Source organism: Mycobacterium parascrofulaceum ATCC BAA-614 (assembly GCF_000164135.1).
Classification (GTDB): Bacteria; Actinomycetota; Actinomycetes; order Mycobacteriales; family Mycobacteriaceae; genus Mycobacterium; species Mycobacterium parascrofulaceum.
On sequence record NZ_GG770553.1, the window covers coordinates 1,976,419 to 1,998,018 of the forward strand.

Sequence of the window (21,600 nt, forward strand, 5' to 3'; positions counted from 1 at the left end):
CTCAGCCGGTCTTCGGCATCGGGATGCCCTCGCTGGCCGCGAATTGGGCGTCCTCCTCCGACGCCAAGCCGATGGAGACCACCGACCTGGCGAACAGGAGGTCGGTGAGGTAGGCCAGCGACACGGCCCAGCGGTTGACCCCCCGCGGGATCGCGTAGAGGTGGTAGGACCTGGTCACGATCTTCGCCGGTAAGCCCGACAGGTGAATGTTCAGCGGGTTGGCCACCGCGTGCCACGGGCCCAGGTCGACCACCAGGCCCAGGTTGCGGTGCTTGTACTCCTTGGGGGCGCCCCGGAAATAGGAGGGGCCGAGGCTGGCAGCGACGTTACGGGCCAGCACTTTGCCCTGGCGGGTCGCGTGCTGTGCGGTCGGCGGGGTGATCTTGCCGGGCTGGGTCAGATCGGGGACCGCGGCGGCGTCGCCGGCCGCGAACACGTCCGGGTGGTCGGGCACCTGCAGGTCGGCCCTGACCTTGAGCCGGCCCCGTTCGGTCGGCAGCCCGAGGTCCTGGATCAGCGGGGCGCCGGTGACACCGGTCACCCAGGCCACGGTGCGCGTCTCGATGCGCGAATCATCGCTGAGCACAACGTGATCCGCGTGTGCCTCCTTGAGCGTCAGGCCGAGCCGGACGTCGATGCCGCGCCGGCGCAGCACCTTTTGCGCGGCGTCGCCCAGCTTCTTGCCGACCTCCGGCATCACCTGCTCGGCCAGGTCGAGGAGCACGAAGCGAACCGCGGCGGGGTCGAACCGCATCTGCTTGGCGGCGGCGTCCGCCAACGCGCGCAGCTGCGCCACCAACTCGGTGCCCGAATAGGAGGCCCCCACCACGACGACGGTGCGCCGGGCCGCCGCCACCCGCGGGTCGTCGTCGATGTTGGCCAGCTCCAGCTGCTCGACGAAATGGTCGCGCAGGTAAAGGGCCTCGGCGGTGGTCTTCAGGCCGCGCGCGCAGGTCGCGAGTCCCGGCACATCGAAAAGCCGTGTCACCGAACCCGGTGTGAGCACCAACCGGTCCCAGCGCATGGTGTGGCTGCGTTCTTCGGGATCGCACCATGTCAGGGTGTGCCGCGCGAAGTCGACGCCGTCGACGCGGCCGCGCACCGCGTGCACGCCCTTGAGGGTGTTGGCCAGCGGGATCGCCACGAACCGGGCATCGACCACCCCGCCCGCGACGTCGGGCAACAACGGGGTGTACAGCATGTAGTCCACCGGGGAGATGATCGTGATGTCGACCTCGGCGCGCCGCCGGCGCAGGATGCGGGCCAGGCGCTGCGCGCAGGTGAATCCGGTGAAGCCGCTGCCAACGATCACGATTGAGGTCACCAATCCGAGTGTAGGACGGCCGCCGCGCGAAGATCCGGGACGTCGCGGCACGATCGTCGGCGCGTGTCGCGAAACCTGTTGGATGCCAGCACCTTACGTGCGCGCCGGGTCGACGGAAGATAATTCGCGCGATGGTAATGCGGCGCTGCCCGGGTGGGTTGCGCTTCGTTATCTGGCCTTTACACTTCGTTTGGTGGGTTGACACATCGAACTCATATCTTGAACGCTCGAACGAGCGAGGCGTGGCCCTCGGGGTGGAGTCTGCCCGGATTCGCTTGGACGACGCATGGCGCCACGCCGTACGGGGGCCGGACCTTCGAAAGGGGGGCTGATGCAAAACGGCACTACGGTGGTGATCAGCCAGCTCGCGGAGCTGGTGTCCAGCATGGAGCGCGCGGAGATCGACACCGCGGCGGGGCTCAACGAGCTCATCGGCAACGGCGTCCTGCACGTGGTGGGCAGCCAGTACGCGGGCATCACCATGGCCGAGCGGACCAGGGCGGTCTTCAACGTCGCCGCCACGCATCGCTACCCGGTCCTGTTGGACGAGATCCAGAACCGGTACGCCGAGGGGCCGTGCGTGGAGGCGGCCTGGCGCCACCACGTGATGCACGTCGAGGATCTCGCCGTCGAAAAGCGGTGGCCGCGCTACCGGCGGTACGCGCTCGAGCAGACCCCGATCCGATCCATCCTGTCCTACGAGTTGTTCGTGGACCACGGCAGCATGGCGGCGCTCAACTTCTACGCCGACTCCCCGCACGCTTTCTCCGACGACTCGGTGGAGCTCGGCGCCGTCTACGCCACGCACATCGCGCTGGCGTGGTCGATGCTGCGCCGCCAGGACCAATTCCGCAGCGCCCTGGCGTCGCGCGACATGATCGGTCAGGCCAAGGGAATCATCATGGAGCGCTTCAACCTCGACGCCGTCGAGGCCTTCGAACTGCTCACCCGGCTCTCGCAGAAGTCCAACACCAGACTCATCGACATCGCGAAATCGCTGATCGACAGCGAGCATCCGCTCAAGCGCCGGAACCGCTGACCCCGCACCGGGCCGCCAAGTTTCGGACGCCGCCAGGCGGGTATGTCGCTGCACATGAAGGCAGTCACGTGGCACGGCAAGCGCGACGTTCGGGTTGAGTCGGTTCCCGACCCGAAGATCGAGAAGCCCACCGACGCCATCATCGAAGTCACGTCGACCAACATCTGCGGCTCCGATCTGCACCTCTACGAGATCCTCGGGGCCTTCATGAAACCCGGCGACATCCTCGGGCACGAACCCATGGGGATCGTCCGCGAGGTGGGCGGCGAAACGGGCGACCTGCGGGTCGGTGACCGGGTCGTGATCCCATTCCAAATCTCTTGCGGCAGTTGCTATATGTGCGACAGGCAGCTCTACACCCAGTGTGAGACCACCCAGGTGCGCGAGCAGGGCATGGGCGCGGCGCTGTTCGGCTACTCGGAGCTCTACGGCGAGGTCCCCGGCGGGCAGGCCGAGTTGCTGCGGGTGCCCCAGGCGCAGTTCACCCACATCAAAGCCCCTGTGGGGCCGCCTGATTCGCGGTTCGTCTACCTGTCCGACGTGCTGCCGACGGCCTGGCAGGCGGTGGCCTACGCCGACATCCCGGACGGCGGCACGGTGACCGTGCTCGGCCTGGGCCCCATCGGCGACATGGCCGCGCGGATCGCGCACCACCTCGGCCACCGGGTGATCGGCGTCGACCTGGTGGGCGAACGCCTGGCCCGCGCCGCGCAGCGCGGCATCCACACCGTCGACCTGGGGCGGCTCGATTCCTCGCTGGGGGACGCGATCCGGGACCTGACCGACGGGCGGGGCTCCGATTCGGTGATCGACGCGGTCGGCATGGAGGCGCACGGCTCCCCGGGGGCCAGGCTGGCCCAGCAGGCCACCGGCATGTTGCCCGACTTCATCGGCAAGCGGCTCATGCAGACCGCCGGGGTGGACCGGCTGAGCGCGCTGTACTCGGCCATCGACATCGTGCGCCGGGGCGGGACGATATCGCTGATCGGGGTGTACGGCGGGATGGCCGACCCGCTGCCGATGCTCACGCTTTTCGACAAGCAGGTGACCCTGCGGATGGGTCAGGCGAACGTGAAGAGGTGGGTGGACGACATCATGCCGCTGCTCACCGACGACGACCCGCTCGGCGTCGACACCTTCGCCTCCCACGTGTTGCCGCTCGATGCGGCCCCGCACGCCTACGAGATCTTCCAGAAGAAGCAGGACGGCGCGGTAAAGGTCATGTTACGGCCTTGAAAACCGCTGTGTAGCAAGGCTTCCTGCGCGGCCGTTTGAGGGTTGGGCCCGCAGGGTATTGAATGCGCCATGACATCCGCAGAAGCCTCCGCCCCCACGCCCACCGGAGAGGTGTGGCCGGGCCGCGCCTACCCCCTCGGTGCGACCTACGACGGCGCGGGCACCAATTTCGCCGTGTTCAGCGAAGTGGCGGAGCGGGTGGAGCTGTGCCTGTTCGACGCCGACGGAGTCGAGAGCCGGGTCACGCTGCCCGAGGTCGACGGTTTCGTCTGGCACGCCTACATCCCGAGCATCGAGCCCGGCCAACGCTACGGTTACCGCGTTCACGGCCCCTACGACCCGCAGAACGGCCTGCGGTGCAACCCGAACAAGCTGCTGGTGGACCCCTATTCCAAGGCCATCGACGGCTCGTTCGAGTGGGACCAGGCGCTGTTCAGTTACAACTTCGGCGACCCGGACAGCCGCAACGACGACGACTCCGCGGGCTTCATGCCCAAGTCGGTGGTGATCAACCCCTACTTCGACTGGGGCAACGACCGGCCGCCGGACCACCAGTACGCCGACACGGTCATCTACGAGGCGCACGTCAAGGGCCTGACGCAGACCCACCCGGACATCCCCGAGCAGCTGCGGGGAACGTATGCGGCCGTCGCGCACCCCGTGATCATCGAGCACCTCAAGAGCCTCGGCGTCACCGCCATCGAACTGATGCCGGTGCACCACTTCGCCAACGACTCCACCCTGGTGGACAAGGGCCTCTCGAATTACTGGGGCTACAACACGATCGGCTTCTTCGCGCCCGACTTCAAATACTCCAGCGCGACCTCGCCCGGGGGGCAGGTGCAGGAGTTCAAGGCCATGGTGCGCGCGCTGCACGAGGCGGGCATCGAGGTCATCCTCGACGTGGTCTACAACCACACGGCGGAGGGCAACCACATGGGCCCGACGCTGTCGATGCGGGGCATCGACAACGCCGCCTACTACCGCCTGGTCGACGACGACAAGCGGTACTACATGGACTACACCGGCACCGGCAACAGCCTCAACGTCGGGCACCCGCACGCGCTGCAGCTGATCATGGACTCGCTGCGCTACTGGGTACTCGAGATGCACGTCGACGGCTTCCGGTTCGACCTGGCCGCCACGCTGGCCCGCGAGTTCTACGACGTGGACCGGCTGGCCACGTTTTTCGAACTCGTGCAACAGGATCCGACGATCAGCCAGGTGAAGCTGATCGCCGAGCCGTGGGACGTCGGGCCGGGCGGCTATCAGGTCGGCAACTTCCCGCCGCAGTGGACCGAATGGAACGGCAAGTACCGCGACACGGTCCGCGACTTCTGGCGCGGCGAGCCGGCCACGCTCGACGAGTTCGCCTACCGGCTGACCGGATCCGCCGACCTCTACGAGCACACCGCGCGCCGGCCGGTGGCCTCGATCAACTTCGTCATCGCCCACGATGGCTTCACTCTGCGTGACCTGGTGTCCTACAACGAGAAACACAACGAGGCCAACGGCGAGGACAACAACGACGGCGAGAGCCACAACCGGTCCTGGAACTGCGGTGCCGAGGGGCCGACGGACGACCCGGAGGTCAACGCGCTGCGCGCCCGCCAGCAGCGCAACTTCCTCACCACGCTGCTGCTGAGTCAGGGCGTGCCGATGATCTGCCACGGCGACGAGTTGGGCCGCACCCAGAACGGCAACAACAACGGCTACTGCCAGGACAACGAGCTCACCTGGATCGACTGGTCGAGCGCGGACAACGGCCTGCTGGAGTTCACCCGCCTCGTGTCGGCGCTGCGCGCCAACCATCCCGTCTTCCGCAGGCGCCGGTTCTTTTCCGGCAAGCCGCTGGGCCGCAGGGGCCAGGACGGCCTGCCCGACATCGCCTGGTTCACCCCCGAGGGGACCGAGATGACCGAGGAGGACTGGGGCGCCGGATTCGCGAAATCCGTCGCGGTGTTCCTCAACGGGCACGGCATCCCCGACCGCGACGCCCGGGGACAGCGGGTGTTCGACGACTCGTTCCTGCTGTGCTTCAACGCCCACTACGAGCCGATCGAATTCACCTTGCCCGCAAAGGAATTCGGCGCGGCCTGGCAGCTGGTGGTCTTCACCGGACCCGAGGAGGAGACGCCCGCGGAGGAGGTGCCCGGGGGAGGCACGCTCACCGTGGACGCGCACACCGCCGTGGTGTTGCAGGCGCCCGACGGGGCCTGACGAGCCGGGCGAGCCGCCCGGCGGCGCGACCGGTGCGCCGCATCGCGCGCCGCGCCGGTTACCCCGCGCCAGTTACCTTGCGCCCCAAGATTGATGACCTTGTGCCCCAGTGACCGGCCGACCTTCGGCGCATACTGTCCGTTGCGCAGCCCGGGGGAGGAAGGGGTCGCCGATGCCGAGGCCGAGCCCCGAGGCCTGCCTGAACGACGTGGCCTGGGTCCGACGGGCCGCCATGCTGGTGGTTTTCGCCCTCGCCGCCGCGACGTGGGTGGGCTGGGCGTCCGGCATCGACCGGCTGACCCGGATCAATGCGAGCTGGCCGCAGGTGATGCCGTGGACCGCGCTGTGGCTGGGGGCGCTGAGCACGGCGATCCTCGTGCAGTCCGGCCACCCGTCGCGGGGCCGGGTGTGGGCCGGGCGCGGCCTGGCCGTGGTGGTGGGTGCCCTCGCCGCCATCACCCTGCTGGAGTACGCCGCCGGTGGGCGCTCGACCGGCCTGGACGTGATGTGGTTCGGCGACGCGGTGCGCACCGCGCAGCAGACCTGGCCGGGCCGTCCGAGCCCGCAGACGGCGGTGTCCGCCGTGTTCCTCGCGGCCGCCGCGGCGCTGATCCGGGTGGACCGCGGGACCCGGGTGATCTGGCCCGCCTGCATGGCGGCCGGCGGGGCCGTCCCGTTCGTCACGGTGGGGGCCTACCTGTTCAACGCGTTGGCGTTGGTGGGCTACTCGCCGTCGACCGGCCAGGCGATCATGACGGCGGTGGCGCTGCTGCTGCTCGCCGCCGCGACGTCGCTGACGCGCCCCGACCGGTTCCCGGTCGCCTGGCTGCTCGCCCGTCCCGACCGCAAGTCGCTGCTTCGGTTGGCGGCCACCCTCGCCGGCTTCCCGGTGGTGGTCGCGCTGGCGCGGCCGGTCTTCCTGCGGCTCGGTCTGGGCCAGCAAGCAGAGTGGACCTTCTCGATAATGCTGGGCACCGCCATCGTCGGGGCGATCACGTTCTTCTTCATCCAGCGCGAGCAGAAACTGTTGATAGAGAAGGAGCTGGTCAGCAAGGAGCGCGCCGAAGCCGAGGCGCGTTATCGCCTCATCGCCGACAACGCCGTCGACATCATCGTGCACCTGCGCGACGGCGAGATCGCGTGGGTCTCGCCGTCGGTGGAGGCCGCGCTGGGCCGGCCGCCGGGGGGCTGGGACGCCTCGGATTTCGACCACCACATCCATCCGGAGGACGCGCGGGCGGTCGTCGCCGCGCTGCGCAGGGTCGCCGCCGGCGAAGCGGTCCTGCAACGGTTCCGGGTCCGGGCGGCCGACGGCACGTACCACTGGGTCGAGGGCCACGGGAAACCCTACGTCGACGCCGACGGCAACACCGACGGGATGATCGCCGCGGTGCGCATGGTCGACGATCAGGTGAAGGCGGAGCAGCGACTGGAACGGTTGGCCACGTTCGACACCCTGACGGGCCTGGTCAACCGGGCCGAGGCCATGGGCCGGCTCGCCGCCGCGCTGGAGCAACCGCAACCCGCCGGAACGTGTCTCGGCGTGTTGTTCTGCGACGTCGACCAGTTCAAGGAGATCAACGACACCTGGGGACACGGGACCGGCGACCTCGTCCTGGCCACCCTGGCCGCGCGGATCCGGGAAAGCGTCCGCCGGGGGGACACCGTCGGCCGGACCGGAGGCGACGAGATTCTCGTCCTGCTGCCCGGCGTCGGCAGCATCGATGAGGTCACCCAGATCGCGGAGAAGATCCGCTGTCGTGCCGCCGAGCCCATCGACGTGGCCGGCGAGGCGCTGCACGCCACCCTGAGCATCGGCGCCACGGTGGCCGTTCCCGGCGACTCCGTCGACACCATCACCGCCCGGGCGGACGCGGCCATGTACCGGGCCAAGTTGGGCGATAAGAACACCGTCGTCCGGAATTAGGCGGCCGGTCATCGCCCTGCGCCGGGGGACATCGGGTAGGTTTTTGCCCACGGCAGCTCGTTACAAGAGAGGGCAAATATGTCAAGGACAGTCGTGGTGGGCGCCTCGAGCGGGCTCGGTCGCTGCATCGGTGTCGGCCTGGCCCAGCGCGGCGACCAGGTCGCGCTGCTGGCCCGGCGCCGCGAACGCATCGAGGCGGCGGCCAAGGAGGCCGGCCCGGGCGCGATGGCCATCGAATGTGACGTCACCGACGAGGCGTCGTGCCGGTCGGCGATCGCCGCCGCCGCCGACGCCCTGGGCGGCATCGACAACGTCGTCTACACCCCCGCCGTCGGGCCCCTGGTCCGCATGGTCGACACCGACGCGGCCACGTGGCGGCGCATCTTCGACACCAACGTCATCGGCGCGGCGCTGGTGACGGCGGCGGCGGTGCCCCACCTGACGGTGTCGGCGGGCAAGGCGGTCTATCTGTCGTCCGACGCGGGCACGTTCGGGCCGCCGTGGCCGGGCCTGGGCGCGTACGGCGTCAGCAAGGCGGCGCTCGAGCGGATGGTCGACGCGTGGCGGGCCGAACACCCCGATATCGGTTTCACCACCTTCATCGTCGGGGAGTGCCCGGGTGGCGAGGGCGACGCGGCGACGGGGATGAACGCCGGCTGGGACATGGACCTCGCGATGAAGGCCGTCCCGCTGTGGGCCTCCCGCGGCTGCATGCCCGGCAAGCTGATGCCCGTCGAGGACCTGATCGACGTGGTGCACACCATCCTGCGGACCAACGCCGCGACCTCGATGCCGGTGGTGGTGGCAAGGGGCGCGCCGGCCAGCCCGGCGGCGTTCGCGGATTCCGTGCCGGCGCAGTCCTAGCCCCGCTGCGGCGCAGCGGGTCTGCGCCGAGATTGCCGTGGTGGCTGTTGTCGACGGCCGGCCACAGCCCTAACGGCAATCTCGGCGCAAAACTAGCGGCCCAGCTTCTCGCGGACCAGGTCGGTCAGGAAACGCCCGGCCGAGGCGGGGCGGAAGGCGCGGGCCGCGCCGGTCAGCGCCTCGCGGGCGTCCGGGGGCAGCTCGATGTCGGCCGCGGCGACGTTGAACTCGAGCTGCTCGACGCTGGACGCGCCCGGGATGGCGACGACGCCCGGATAACTGATCAGCCAGGCCAGCGCCACCTGAGCCGGCTGGGCGCCGACCGTGGTCGCCACGTCGCGCAGCGTCTGCAGCAGCGGCTCGACGCGGCGCAGGTTCTCGGTGCCGAACAGCGAATTGAGCGCCCGGATGCCGCCGGGGCGGTTGCCCAGGCCGTACTTGCCGCCCAACAGCCCCTGCTCGAGCGGGCTGTAGGCGATCACGATGCGGTTCTCCCGCTCGGCGAAGGGCACCAGGTCCTCCAGCGGCCCGGCGTGGGCCAGCGAGAAGTGCACCTGGTTGCTGACCACCGGACGCCCGAGCGCGGCGTCGGCCTTCCGCCACCGCGCCAGCGAGTAGTTGGAGACGCCGACCGCGCCGATCCTGCCGCTGTCGAGCAGGTCGCGCATGCCGGGCATGATCACCGTGTCGGGGACCACCGGGTTGGACTGATGAATCTGGTAGAGCGGGATGCGGTCGAGGCCCAGCCGCCGCGCGCTGGCCCGCGCGCGCTGCTTGACCACGGCGGGCAACGGCGCGACCGGCATGATCTTGCTGGCCACGACGACGTCGGCGCGCTCGTCGCCGAGCGCCTCGCCGAGGATCCGTTCGCTCTTGCCCAGGCCGTACACCTCGGCGGTGTCGAACAGCGTCACCCCCAGGGCGCGGGCGCGGCGCACGATGTCGCGCGCGGCGCCGGAGGCGTAGTCCTCCCCGTAACCCCACTCGCGTGACCCGAATTGCCAGGTGCCCAAGCCGATCCGGCTGACCCGGCCCACCCCGTCGACGTCGACATACTTCATGAGCCCCACCCTAGCCAGGGATCTTGCCGAGCACGTAGGTGGCGATGCCCACCCCGGCCAGCCGCGGCTGGCTGCTGTCCGTCGTGCCGCTACAGGAGACCATCAGGTCGACGATCACGTTGGCCTTGGCCGCGAGCGCCCGGGCCGAGCGGATCTGCCGACCCTTGGGCGCCAGGTCCAGCGTGGTGATGCCGTTGCCGGCGTCGGCGGGCTCGCCCACCGCGAACGGGAGCGCCTCGCCGTTGGGCGGCGTCAGCGTCACGGTCGAACCGCCGCATTGGCGCCATCCCGACAGCAACTCCGCCAGCTGGGACTGCGCCGCCGCCGGGTCGCGAAACGCCACGACCGCCTGGATGACCTGGGTGGACTTGAGGAAGGTGTGCGAGTCGCGGAACTCCGCCGCGCGGTAGCCGGCGACGTCGCCGGTGTAGGCGTCCGGCGTTCCGGGGGCGACGCTGCCCCAGCACTCCGGGCGGTCGATGGCGCCTTCCGCGCTGGATCGGCCCGGGTTGTTCCATGTCTGGCCGGCCTCCAGGTTCTGGTCGGTGGTGATGGTCTTCAGGGCGTCGGCGCCCGGCAGCAGCGCGGCCAGGGCGTCGGGCGCGACCGGGCCCGGGGACGTCGGGGGTGCCGCGCTCGCGGACGTGGTGGCCGGCGCAGCGGTCCGGGGGGACGGGGCCGCGCCCAGGCCAGCCCACGCGACCAGCGCGACGACGGCGACGGCGATGAAGCTGTACGACAGCGCCACTCCCGCGCGGGCGCGGTCCCGGCCGAGCTCGCCGGTGCGGCGGATCTGCGCCAGCCCGGCGTGCCCCAGGATCGCCCCGACGGGCGCGAACACGAACGCGAACACCAGCGACAACGTCGCCAGCACATTGACGGGCGGCCGGTACGGCGCGGGCGGCGGCGCGGGGGCGGGCGGTGGTATCGGGGGCGGTTCTGGTGGCACCCGGCCAAGCGGGTCATAGGTGTAGGGGTTCTGCCAATACCGGTCCTGCGGGTCGGTCACGCCAGCGCCTCCTTACCGGCCGCACCTGCCCGCAATGTAGCCGACGATCCGGCGCGGCGTCACAGCCGCGGTTTGGCGACGCTGACCACGTCGGGCACGCCCGCCAGGGTCAGGTAGACCCGATGGGGCCCGATCGCCATGCCCGACAGGGGCGCCGACCGGGCCGCCGGTGGCAGTCCCGCCCGGTAGCCGATGACGCGGATCACCGGGATCGTCTTCCCCGGGAAGCCGATGACGCTCTCGGTCTCGAGCACCGCCACCTCGTGGTCGGTGGCGGCGTAGATCCGGGTGTCGTCGGTGCCGAGCTCGCGGATCGCGGACGGCAGCCGCGTGCTGGCCAGCACGGTGAGGCCCGTGCCGCCGCGGCGCGAGTCCACCGCGTACAGCGTGCTGTCGTCGTGGCCGGCGACGTAGCTGCGGGTGACCGCCGTGCCGTCGCCCGCCGACACGGCGACGTTCATCCGCAGGGCGCCGCGCTCTTCGGCGGGGGACGACGGCCCTTTGTAATGGCGGATGCCCGACGGCGCATACGTGTGGTATTCGATCTCGCGGCCGCGGTTGGCGCCGTCGATCGTGTCGGCGGGCTCACCGGCGACCGGGGCCGTCGGGAGCTTCCGGAAGCCGTACTGGTCCACCGGGGTCACCGACGTTCCGTCCGACGACAGCGCGAGCAGGACGCGCATTCCGCCGTCTTCCGACAGGTACGCCGGGGCCGGGCCGGCACCGAAATCGCCGACCTGGCGCAGGGTTTGGAGGTCGACCTCGGCGACCCGGCCGCGTTCGGGCTGCGGCACGAACACGATGCGATCGTCCTTCCGGCTGATCTGCAGGTTGCGGCCGACCGGCATGGGCGCCGAGAACCGGGTCTTGGCGTCCCCCGGGTGGTCACCGGCGGTCACCTCGGCCAGTCGGTGATCCCCGGTGAGCGCGACGAGGGCGTGCGTGCGGTACGACCACACGGGCTCGCGCAGGGGCGCGGCGACCGACCACACCATCACGTCGGGCGCGCTTTCCAACGATGCGCCCGGCGCTGCGCAGCCGGCCGTCACCATGAGCGCGGCGAAGACGATTGCTCGACTGCGGACACCGGTGGCCACAAGCGTTCTCCTTCTCGCGACGTGTTTCGCGACCCGGGTTGTGACTACCCACTGCCGGGCCGCCTACCCGTTTGGTCCCGCATTTCGTCGGGTAGCCGACAGGAGCGCGCAACAGCCCGCGCGCGAAACCAGAGATGGGAAGGACACCATGGCTCAGAGCGCCATCACGTCGCCCACCGATGTGGTCGACTTTCTTGTCAGTCAACACCAGCAGATCAAATCCCTGTTCGCCGAAACGCTGGCGGCGTCGGGCAAGGAACGCGAGAAGGCGTTCGTCGAACTCCGCCGGCTGCTGGCCGTGCACGAGACGGCCGAAGAGGAAGTCGTGCACCCACGGGCCAAGCGGAAGCTGTCCGACGGCGCGGCGGTGGTCGACGAGCGACTGCACGAAGAGCACGAGGCCAAGACCGTCCTGCAGAAGCTGGAGAAGCTCGACGTGGACAGCGCGGAGTTCACCCGCCTGCTGACCGAGCTGCGTGACGCGGTCGTCGAACACGCCGAGCACGAGGAGCACGACGAGTTCTCCAAGCTGGGCCAGGAACTGAGCGGCAGCGAGCTGGAACGGATGGGCCGCGCGGCCAAGCTCGCCGAGGCGATCGCGCCTACCCGGCCGCACGCCGGCGTCGAGTCGCCGGCGGCCAACATGGCCGCCGGACCGTTCGCGGCGATGCTCGACCGCGCCCGCGACGCCATCGTCGGCAAGGGCTAGCACGACCCGATGGGGTGCCCCCGCCCGCGAGTGGGGGCACCCTTGCCCTCGGCAAGGACCACCATGACCGCGACCAAGGCGCCGGGCGCCGACCGCTACCTGCCCGCGGAGCGCGGACTGGACGCGCTGCGAGCGGCGGCCGAATGTTGCCGCGGCTGCCAGCTTTTCGCCGACGCCACCCAGACCGTGTTCGGCCGCGGGCGAGCGGGCGCACCCATCATGCTGGTGGGCGAGCAGCCGGGGGACCGGGAGGACCGCGCGGGTGAGCCGTTCGTCGGGCCGGCCGGGCGACTGCTCGACCGGGCCCTCGAGGAGGCGGGCATCGACCCGGCATGCACCTACGAGACCAACGCGGTCAAGCACTTCAAGTTCACCCGCAAGGGCGGCAAACGCCGAATCCACCAAAAGCCCGGGCGCACCGAGGTCGTCGCGTGCCGGCCCTGGCTGATCGCCGAGATCGAGGCGGTGCGCCCCCGGGTCATCGTGTGCCTGGGCGCGACGGCCGCGCAATCCCTACTGGGTGCGGCATTTCGGGTATCCGCCGAGCGGGGACGACAGCTGCGGCTGCCGGCAGCCCTGGCCGACGTCGAGCCGGAGCCCGTCGTGGTGGCGACGGTCCACCCGTCGGCGGTGCTGCGCGACCGCAGCGACCGGCATGACGAGGCCTACCGGCTCTTCGTCGACGACTTGCGCAGTGCGAGTTCCGGAGTCGTCACCGGCCCCTGAGCCGCTAGTCGTGTCGCTAGTCCCGGAAGGGCAGGCGCGCCGCGAGGGCCTGCGCTAGGTGCATCGGCCGGCGGTCGCCGGCCAGCTCGCGAATCTGGGTGCGGCAGCTGAACCCGTCGGCCAGCACCAGCGCGTCGGCGTCGGCGTCGCGCAGCGCCGGCAGTAGCTTGTCTTCCGCGCACGCCACCGACACGTCGTAGTGGCCCTTTTCGAAACCGAAATTGCCTGCCAGGCCGCAACACCCGGCGTCGAGGATGTCGGTGTCCACCCGGGCGCGGTCCAGCAATTGCCGCTCGTGGGTGTAGCCCAGGATCGCATGCTGATGGCAGTGCTGCTGGACCACGGCGCGGGCGCTGACCGGCGGGGGCTCCCAGTCGGGTGCCCTTTCCGCCAGCAGGTCGCCCAGGGTGAAGGTCTGGTCGGCCAGTCGGTGGGCGTCCTCGTCACCGTAGAGCAGTTCGGGCAGGTCGGACCGGAACACCGCGGCGCAACTGGGTTCCAGCACCACCACCGGGGTCCCGGCCTGCAGGGCCGGCCGCAACGCCGTAAGTGTGCGGCGCAGAACGCGTTTCGCGGTCGTCAGTTGGCCGGTGGAGATCCAGGTAAGCCCGCAGCACACGGTTCGGCGTGGGACCTCGACGGTGAAGCCCGCGGCCTCGAGCACCGCGACCGCGGCCTTGCCGACCGCGGGGTCGAAGTTGTTGATGAACGTGTCCGGCCAGAGCAGAACCCGTCCGCGCGACCGGGCGTGCGCGGGCGGGCCGGCGGTGGCCGGCCGGCGGCCGAACCACCGGGTGAACCGCTCGTCGGCGAAGTCCGGCATCCGGCGCTGCGTGTCGATGCCACCGGCCTTCTTGACCGCCGTCGCCAGCCCGCGTGTGTGGGTCACGGTGTTGAGCAGGTTCGGTGCCACCGCGGCGAGTCTGGCCCACAGCGGTATCCAGCCCATCGAGTAGTGCGCCATCGGCCGGATGCGGCGCCGATAGTGGTGAAAGAGGAACTCGGCCTTGTAGGTCGCCATGTCGACGTTGACGGGGCAGTCGCTGCGGCAGCCCTTGCACGCCAGGCAGAGATCCAGGGCGTCGTGCACCTCGGTGGAGCGCCACCCGTCGGTGATCACGTCGCCCTCCACCATCTCGAAGAGCAACCGCGCTCGCCCGCGGGTGGAATGCTCCTCCTCCTGCGTGGCCCGGTAGCTGGGGCACATCACGCCCGATTCCTCCCCGCGGCACTTGCCGATGCCCACGCAGCGGTCCGCGGCGCGGGAGAAACGATGGTCGTCGTGGGGGTAGGCGAACACGGTGGCGGGTTCGGCCGGGCGGAAATCGACCCCCTTGCGGAGGTTCTCGTCGAGCCGGTAGGGGTGCACGACCTTGCCGGGGTTCATCCGGTTGGTCGGGTCGAAGATCGCCTTCATCTGCTCGAAAGCACCGACGACGCGCTCGCCGAACATGATCGGCAGCAGCTCTCCGCGCGACTGACCGTCGCCGTGCTCACCCGAGAGCGAACCGCCGTAACCAACCACCAACCTCGCCGAATCCTCAACGAAGGCGCGGAATTTGGCGATTCCCTCGGCCGTCCACAACACGAACGGGATCCGGGTGTGGACGCAGCCCTGCCCGAAATGCCCGTACAGCGAGGCGGATCCGTAGTCGTAGCGGTCGAGCAGCTTGCGGAAGTCACGCAGGTAGTCGCCGAGCCGGTCCGGCGGGACCGCGGCGTCCTCCCAGCCCTCGTGGGTCGGCGGTCCGCCGGGCGGGTACGCGGTGGCGCCCAGCCCGGCCTCGCGCGCCGCCCAGACCTCCTTCTTGCGGTTCGGGTCGTCCAGCACCAGGGCGTCGGCGTCCGTCTGCTTCTGCAGCGCCTCGACCATCGACTTGGCCTTGTCGTCGGCTTCCTCCTGGTCGTCGCCGTCGAGCTGAACCATCAGCCAGGCGTTGCCATCGGGCAACTGCCGCAAGGCCTTCTCGGCCAGCCGCCGCGAGTGCTCGAGCTCGACCAGGCGGTGATCCAGCCCTTCCAGCGCGGCCGGCTGGTGCTCGAGTATCGCGGGCACCGCGTCGGCGGCCGCGGCGATATCGTCGAAACCCAGGACCGCCAGCGCGCTCGCCGCCGGAACCGGGACCAGCGTCACCTCGGCGCGCAGCACCGTCACCAGCGTGCTCTCCGAACCGACCAAGGCCTTTGCCAGATGAAAGTCGTTCTCCGGCAACAGCGAATCCAGGTTGTAGCCCGAGACCCGTCTCGGGATGCGCGGGTAGGTGGACCGGATGTCGTCGGCGTAGGTGTCCGCAAGGTCCTTGAGCGCGCGATAGATCTCGGCCCGCCGGCCGCCCTCGGCGGTGATCCGTTCGAGCTCGTCCTCGCCGGTCCGGCCCACCCACATCCGCAGCCCGTCGTAGGTCAGCACCTCGAGCCGGCGCACCGAGTCGACCATCTTGCCGTACGCCTGCGCGCTGGAACCGCAGGAGTTGTTGCCGATCATCCCGCCGATCGTGCAGCTGACATGGGTCGACGGCTTGGGTCCGACCATCCAGCCCGACTCGCGCAGTTGGTCGTTGAGCGCGTCGAGCTTGATGCCCGGTTGCACGACGGCCACGCCGGCTTCGGTGTCCACCGACTCGATACGGGTGCAGTACTTACTCCAGTCGATGACCACCCCCGCGTTGCAGGTCTGCCCGGCCAGGCTGGTGCCGCCGCCGCGGGACAGCACCGGCAGGTCGTGGTGGCGGCAGACCCGGACGGCCTCGGCCGCGGCCTCCGGGGTCCGCGGCACCACCACGCCGATGGGCACCTGCCGGTAGTTGGACGCGTCTGTCGAGTAGGCCGCGCGGGATCCGGGATCGAATCGGATCTCGCCGTCGACGGCGTCACGCAGGTCTGCGGCCGCCGCCTCGAAAAGCGTCGGCGGTTTCGTTGCCATGCGCTCAACCCTTCTTGTGCGGCATGAACTCCTGCGCCTTGGTTTTCAGGCCGACCTTGACGAACCCGACGCGGTCCTCGTCGCCGCCCAGCACCGCCGCCGTGGCCGACTTGAACTGGTCCCAGGTGGCGTGCGGCGGGATCGGCGGCATGTCGGGGTCGGTGTGAACGTCGAGCACGGTAGGCCGGTCCGCCGACAGCGCCGTGCGCCACGCGTCCCCGAGTTCCTCCGGGTCCTTGATGGTCATTGCGCCGAGGCCCAGGCTTGCGGCGAACGCGGCGAAGTCGATGTCGGGAAGCGATTGTGACTCGGCGAATTTCGGCGAACCCGCCATGGCGCGCATCTCCCAGGTGACCTGGTTCAGGTCGTTGTTGTGCAGGATCGCGACGATCAGCCGGGGGTCCTCCCATTCCTGCCAGTAATGCTTGATCGTGATCAGCTCGGCCATGCCGTTCATCTGCATGGCGCCGTCACCGACGAACGCGATGACGGGCCGGCGCGGGTGGCCGAACTTGGCCCCGATCGCGTAGGGCACGCCGGGCCCCATCGTGGCCAGGGTGCCGGACAGCGAGCCGCGCATGTTGCCACGGAAACGCAGGTTGCGGGCGTACCAGTTGGCCGCCGACCCGGAGTCGGCCGTCACGATGGCGTCGTCGGGCAGCTTCGGGGACAGCTCGGAGTACAGCCGCATCGGGTTGATGGGGTCCGCGCTGACGTGGGCCTCCTTGTCCATGGTCTCCCACCAGCGGGCCACGTTCTTCTCGATGGTCTCGCGCCAGGACCGGTCTTCCTTGCGGCGCAGGTGCGGGATGAGGGCGCGCAGCCCGGTTTTCGCGTCGGCGACCAGGTTGACCTCGTAGGGGTAGCGCATCCCGATCATGCGGCCGTCGACGTCGATCTGCACCGCGCGGGCCTGTCCGAACTCGGGCATGAACTGGGTGTAGGGGAAGCTGGATCCCACGGTGAGCAGCGTGTCGCAGTCCCGCATCAATTCGTAGCTCGGTCGCGTCCCCAGCAAACCGATCGAGCCGGTGACCCAGGGGAGTTCGTCGGAGAGCACATCCTTGCCCAGCAGCGCCTTGGCCGCGCCCGCGCCGAGCAGGTCGGCGACCTCGCCCAGCTCCGCGTGCGCGCCCCGGGCGCCGGTGCCCACCAGCATGGCGACCTTCTTGCCCGCGTTGAGGACCTCGGCCGCGCGCGCGATGGCCGCGTCGTCGGGCGCGATGGACGGGTACTCGATGCCCAGGCTGGAGGGCACCATCTTGAATGCGTGCTCGGGCGGTGAGTAGGGCAACTCCTGCACGTCGCTGGGGATGATCAACGCCGTCGGCGCCCGCTGGGTCATCGCGATCCGGATCGCGCGGTCCAAGACGTTCGGAAGTTGTTCGGGGACGGTGATCATCTGGACGTAGTCGCTGGCGACGTCCTTGAACAGGGTCAGCAGGTCGATTTCCTGCTGGTAGTTGCCGCCCATGGCGGTGCGGTTGGTCTGGCCGACGATGGCCACCACCGGGACGTGGTCGAGTTTGGCGTCGTAGAGGCCGTTGAGCAGGTGGACGGCGCCGGGCCCCGACGTCGCCGCGCAGACCCCGACCCGTCCGGTGAATTTCGCGTAGCCGACCGCCTCGAAGGCGCTCATCTCCTCGTGGCGCGCCTGGATGAATTTCGGCTTGTTGCCCGCGCGGGCCCACGCGGCCAGCAGGCCGTTGATCCCGTCGCCGGGGTAACCGAACACTTGCTCGACGCCCCACGCCCGCAGTCGCTCCAGCAGGTAGTCCGAGACCTCTTGCTTGGCCATTGATGTCCTCCTCGACAGACGGTTCTCGTTGATGTTCGCTACGTACGCCGGCCGGCGCAGGCGCCACGATCAATCGTGGTTTGCTGCGATGGCCCGCGGCCGTCTGTTTCGACCGCAGCCTGGCGCGAATGGGCGGCGAGAGCACTTCCCACAAGACGGTGCATACCCGCGATCCCCGCGGTTATTCGTCCGTTTTCCCGTGGCGGCCGCCGGCGGCCGGCGGCCGTCCGCTAAAAGCCCTGCGGCACACCGTTTCCGAGGTGCAGCAGGCCCGCTTTTTCCACCGTGGCCGGATCGAGTGAGTTCCGGGCGTCGAGCACCACGGCCAGCGGCGCGTCGCGGGCGATCACGCGCCAGTCCAGGTCGCGGAACTGCGGCCACTCGGTGAGCACCACGATGGCCTCGGCCGCCTTGGCGGCGCGGTACGGGTCGTCGACGGCGGTCACCCCGCTTGCCCGCAGGGCGGCCGGGTCGATGTTGGGCAATTGCGGGTCGTAACCCATGACGTGCGCTCCGGCCGCCGACAGTTCCCGGCATGCCGCGAGCGCGGGGGAGTCGCGGGTGTCGCTGGTCGCCGCCTTGAACGTCAGGCCGAACGCGGTGATCCGGCAACCCCGGACGGGCCGCCCGATCATTTGCCTGAGGGCCGTGACGATGCGTTGCGGCTGAGCGGTATTGGTTCGCCGGGCGGCCTCGACTTCGGCGAACGGGACGCCGTGCCGCCGCGCGGTGTGCACCAGCGCCGCGGTGTCCTTCGGCAGGCAGGACCCGCCCCAGCCCGGGCCGGGGCGCAGGAATTCCGGGCCGATCCGGCGGTCGGCCCCCATGCAACCGGTGACGTCGTCGATGTCGGCGCCGACCTGGGCGCACAGGGCCGCCAGCGAATTCGTGTAGGACAGCTTGACGGCCAGGAAAGCGTTGCTGGCGTACTTGGCCAGCTCGGCGCTCTCCGGGCTCATCCACAGCACGCGTTCGGGTTCCAGCCCGTAGGACCGCCGCACCAGCTGCGCCGCCGTCTCGTCGTGGCTGCCGATGACCAGCCGGTCCGGGTGGCGGAAGTCGTGGACGGCTCGTCCCTCCCGCAGGAACTCGGGGGTGGTCACCACGCGAATATCCTTGCGGTGCAGCCGTTTCGCCATCGCCGAGGTGGTGCCGACCGGCACCGTCGACTTCAGCGCCACGACGGCGCCGCGGCGCAGGACGCCGCCGAGCAGGTCGATCACCGACTCCACCGCACCGAGGTCCGCCCGCCCGCCGTCGGCGCTGGGGGTGGGGACGCAGACGAAGACGACGTCGCGGTCGGCCAGCGCGCCGAAGTCCTCGCTGAACCTCAGCCGGCCGCGGGCCAGCCCGTCGCGGAGCAGTTTCGGCAACTGCGGCTCGTCGATGACCGGAATGCCGGCCGCCAGCTTGCGCACCCGATCGCGGTCGATGTCCACCGCGACGGTGTTCAGCCCGCGGTCGGCCACGCAGACGGCGGTGGTCAGACCGACGTAGCCGACGCCCACCACGCCGACGAGCGGCTCACTCATGCCGTCTCCCGCAGGATTTGGCGGCTGGCGGCCAGCACCCGCGCAACCGTGATCATCAGCAGCCCCTCGTGCGGCATCGCGGCGTGCGGATCACCGACACCGCCGGCCCACAGCGCGACGTGCGGTGCCGGCCCGCGCGGGCCCCAACGCTCGGGGGCGGTGGGGCCGAACAGCACCACCGACGCGGTGCCGGTCGCCGCGGCCAGATGCCCCAGGCCGGTGTCGCCGCAGATCACCAGCCGGCTGTCGGAGACCAGCGCGGTCAGGGCGGGCAGGTCGAGGAGCCCGGACATCACCGCGGTGCGGGGCAGGCCGGCCGTGCGGGCGACCCGGTGCGCCAGGTCGAACTCCCCGGCGGACCCGGTGATGACGACCTCGTGGCCGTCGTCGCTGAGCGCCGCGGCGACCGCGGCGAAGCGGTCCACGGGCCACTGCCGGGCGGGCGCCGAGGCGCCGGGATGGATCACGACCGCCCCGGTCTGGTCGAACGGAATCCCCGGCGGCCGCGGTATGAGCACATCGTCTGCGTCGCAAGGGATCCCACCCCACTCCAGCAGCGTGCACCAGCGGTTGACCTCGTGCACATCCGAGCACCATGGCGGCCCGTCGAGGTCGGGATGCCGCCGGTGGCGGTGGGTGAGCACGCTCTGCGGCGCCCACGCCAGCAGGTGGTCGATGCTTTCCGGTCCGCAGCCGTGCAGGTTGATGCCCAGCGCCGGCGGTCCGGGCAGCGGCTGCACGTCGCCCAGGCACGAGGTGGGCAGCAGCTCGTCGATCGTGCCGGTGAGCAGCGCCAGCTCGCGGTAGCGGTCCGGGGCGGCCAGCATGACGCGGGCCCGCGGGTAGCGCCGGCGCAGGCCGCGCAGCGCGGGCACCGCGGTGAGGAGGTCACCCAAACCCAGCGCGCGCAACACTACGATGCTGTCGGCCCCGCCGACGTCGGCGCCCGCCTCGAGCGTCAAGGCCACGACGACTCCGTGGAGGCGCACACCACCAACTCGCGCACCTCGCATCCGGCCGGCTGGGAAAGGGCGAAAAGCACCGTCTCGGCGACGTCCTCGGGCTGGTTGAGCTTGGCGTCGGCCGGCGGCTTGTATTGCTCGGTGCGCCCGTCGAAGAAGGGGGTGTGCATGCCGCCGGGGATGAGCAGCGTCACGCCCACCTCGCCGGCGAGCTCGGCCGCCAGCGCGCGCGTGAAGCCGACGACCCCGAACTTCGACGCGCAGTAAGCGGTGGCGTCGCCGACGGCCTTGATGCCCAGCGTCGACGCGCAGGTGACGACGCGCCCCCCGGTCGCCCTCAGGTGGGGAAGGGCGGCGCGGACGACGGCCGCGGTGCCGACCAGGTTGACGGCGACGACCTGCTCCCACTCCTTGGCCGGCACCTGTTCGAGCGTTCCGCACGAGTCGATGCCCGCCGCGGTGAAGACGCCGGTGATCCTGCCGCCCACCCGCTCGGCCAGCGACTCGACGGCGGCCGCGACCGCGCTGGTGTCGGCCAGATCGCAAGCGGCATAGGGCACGTCGGTGGCCGGTGGCTTCTTGTCGATCACCAGCGGTACGCCGCCGCGTCGCGCCACGGCGGCCACCGTTGCCGCGCCCAGGCCCGACGAGCCGCCGGAGATCAGTACGCCTTCGAGTGAGTGTGCAGTCATATCAACACCTTTCGGTAGGGGTGCGGCCGGAGGACGCCGCGGCGATCAAACGGGACGACGAGTAACCCGCCACCGTGGGCAGGATGACCACTTCGCCGCCGTGGCGGTACACCATGTCGGCCTCGGGCAGTTCGGCGGCGACGTAATCGCCGCCCTTGACCCAGATGTCGGGCCGCAGCGTTTCCAGCATCCGTTCCGGGGTGAGGCCGTCGAAGATCGTCACCCCGTCGACGCAGGCCAGCGCCGCCAAGACGCGGGCGCGGTCCGCGTCGCGCATCACCGGTCGGCCGGCGCCCTTCAGCGCGCGCACCGACGCGTCCGAATTGACCAGCACGATCAGGGCGTCGCCGAGTTCGCGGGCCTGGCGGAGCAGCCGGATGTGCCCGGTGTGCAGCAGGTCGAAGCAGCCCCCGGTGGCGACCACGACGCGTCCGTCGCGGCGCAGCCGCGCGGCCAGGGCGACCGCGTCGACGGCGGCCGG

The 21,600-nt window shown here is 70.4% G+C and carries 17 protein-coding genes; 7 read left to right on the top strand and 10 right to left on the bottom strand.

Annotated elements, in window-relative coordinates; genetic code table 11:
• Position 1: 1 nt before the first annotated feature.
• Positions 2-1,324 (bottom strand): NAD(P)/FAD-dependent oxidoreductase, encoded by a 1,323-nt coding sequence (locus HMPREF0591_RS09305; RefSeq protein WP_040621488.1) that lies wholly within the window; start codon positions 1,322-1,324, stop codon positions 2-4.
• Positions 1,325-1,655: 331 nt separating this feature from the next.
• Here HMPREF0591_RS09305 and HMPREF0591_RS09310 point away from each other — a divergent pair, with 331 nt between their 5' ends.
• The 5 genes from HMPREF0591_RS09310 to HMPREF0591_RS09330 all read left to right on the top strand — a co-directional run bounded on the left by HMPREF0591_RS09310 (position 1,656) and on the right by HMPREF0591_RS09330 (position 8,610).
• On the top strand, positions 1,656-2,363 hold the full coding sequence (locus tag HMPREF0591_RS09310; RefSeq protein ID WP_007168241.1) for a GAF and ANTAR domain-containing protein: 708 nt from the start codon (positions 1,656-1,658) through the stop codon (positions 2,361-2,363).
• A gap of 54 nt (positions 2,364-2,417) precedes the next feature.
• Positions 2,418-3,599 (top strand): zinc-dependent alcohol dehydrogenase, encoded by a 1,182-nt coding sequence (locus tag HMPREF0591_RS09315; RefSeq protein ID WP_040622165.1) that lies wholly within the window; start codon positions 2,418-2,420, stop codon positions 3,597-3,599.
• A gap of 69 nt (positions 3,600-3,668) precedes the next feature.
• On the top strand, positions 3,669-5,819 hold the full coding sequence (gene glgX / locus HMPREF0591_RS09320) for a glycogen debranching protein GlgX (protein ID WP_007168243.1): 2,151 nt from the start codon (positions 3,669-3,671) through the stop codon (positions 5,817-5,819).
• A 172-nt stretch (positions 5,820-5,991) separates the two neighbouring features.
• Positions 5,992-7,746 carry a sensor domain-containing diguanylate cyclase gene (locus HMPREF0591_RS09325; RefSeq protein ID WP_007168244.1) on the top strand — a complete coding sequence of 585 codons (1,755 nt, stop codon included), beginning with the start codon at positions 5,992-5,994 and terminating at the stop codon, positions 7,744-7,746.
• 78 nt (positions 7,747-7,824) lie between these two features.
• Entirely contained in the window at positions 7,825-8,610 is a 786-nt protein-coding gene (locus tag HMPREF0591_RS09330) for an SDR family oxidoreductase (RefSeq protein ID WP_040621491.1), read from the top strand.
• Positions 8,611-8,702: 92 nt separating this feature from the next.
• On the opposite strand, the gene HMPREF0591_RS09335 is transcribed toward HMPREF0591_RS09330, so the two are convergent.
• Genes HMPREF0591_RS09335 through HMPREF0591_RS09345 form a run of 3 tightly spaced genes read right to left on the bottom strand, consistent with a single transcriptional unit; the run spans position 8,703 to position 11,732 of the window.
• On the bottom strand, positions 8,703-9,671 hold the full coding sequence (locus tag HMPREF0591_RS09335) for an aldo/keto reductase (protein WP_007168246.1): 969 nt from the start codon (positions 9,669-9,671) through the stop codon (positions 8,703-8,705).
• Positions 9,672-9,681: 10 nt separating this feature from the next.
• Positions 9,682-10,680 (bottom strand): sensor domain-containing protein, encoded by a 999-nt coding sequence (locus HMPREF0591_RS09340; RefSeq protein ID WP_007168247.1) that lies wholly within the window; start codon positions 10,678-10,680, stop codon positions 9,682-9,684.
• Positions 10,681-10,739: 59 nt separating this feature from the next.
• Positions 10,740-11,732 (bottom strand): hypothetical protein, encoded by a 993-nt coding sequence (locus HMPREF0591_RS09345; protein WP_157137492.1) that lies wholly within the window; start codon positions 11,730-11,732, stop codon positions 10,740-10,742.
• A 193-nt stretch (positions 11,733-11,925) separates the two neighbouring features.
• On the opposite strand from HMPREF0591_RS09345, the gene HMPREF0591_RS09350 reads away from it, so the two are divergent.
• Entirely contained in the window at positions 11,926-12,486 is a 561-nt protein-coding gene (locus HMPREF0591_RS09350; RefSeq protein ID WP_040621493.1) for a hemerythrin domain-containing protein, read from the top strand.
• 63 nt (positions 12,487-12,549) lie between these two features.
• Complete coding sequence (locus HMPREF0591_RS09355; protein ID WP_007168250.1) at positions 12,550-13,212, top strand: UdgX family uracil-DNA binding protein; 663 nt, start codon at positions 12,550-12,552, stop codon at positions 13,210-13,212.
• A gap of 16 nt (positions 13,213-13,228) precedes the next feature.
• Here HMPREF0591_RS09355 and HMPREF0591_RS09360 read toward each other — a convergent pair whose 3' ends face one another.
• The 6 genes from HMPREF0591_RS09360 to HMPREF0591_RS09385 all read right to left on the bottom strand — a co-directional run.
• Positions 13,229-16,135, bottom strand: coding sequence for an FAD-binding and (Fe-S)-binding domain-containing protein (locus tag HMPREF0591_RS09360; RefSeq protein WP_007168251.1), 2,907 nt, complete (start codon positions 16,133-16,135; stop codon positions 13,229-13,231).
• A 4-nt stretch (positions 16,136-16,139) separates the two neighbouring features.
• Positions 16,140-17,933, bottom strand: a complete 1,794-nt coding sequence (locus HMPREF0591_RS09365; protein ID WP_007168252.1) for a thiamine pyrophosphate-requiring protein — start codon at positions 17,931-17,933, stop codon at positions 16,140-16,142.
• Positions 17,934-18,163: 230 nt separating this feature from the next.
• Positions 18,164-19,465: a UDP-glucose dehydrogenase family protein gene (locus HMPREF0591_RS09370; protein ID WP_007168253.1), complete on the bottom strand. Its 1,302-nt coding sequence runs from the start codon at positions 19,463-19,465 to the stop codon at positions 18,164-18,166.
• A complete protein-coding gene (locus tag HMPREF0591_RS09375) occupies positions 19,462-20,427 on the bottom strand; it encodes a glycosyltransferase family 9 protein (protein ID WP_050790023.1) in 966 nt (321 codons plus the stop codon). Before HMPREF0591_RS09375 ends, HMPREF0591_RS09370 begins: the two co-directional genes overlap by 4 nt.
• On the bottom strand, positions 20,424-21,119 hold the full coding sequence (locus HMPREF0591_RS09380) for an SDR family oxidoreductase (RefSeq protein WP_007168255.1): 696 nt from the start codon (positions 21,117-21,119) through the stop codon (positions 20,424-20,426). The genes HMPREF0591_RS09375 and HMPREF0591_RS09380 overlap by 4 nt, the downstream gene beginning before the upstream one ends.
• Position 21,120: 1 nt before the next feature.
• Positions 21,121-21,600, bottom strand: a 480-nt coding sequence (locus HMPREF0591_RS09385) for an adenylyltransferase/cytidyltransferase family protein (RefSeq protein WP_007168256.1), incomplete at its 5' end; no start/stop codon positions are given.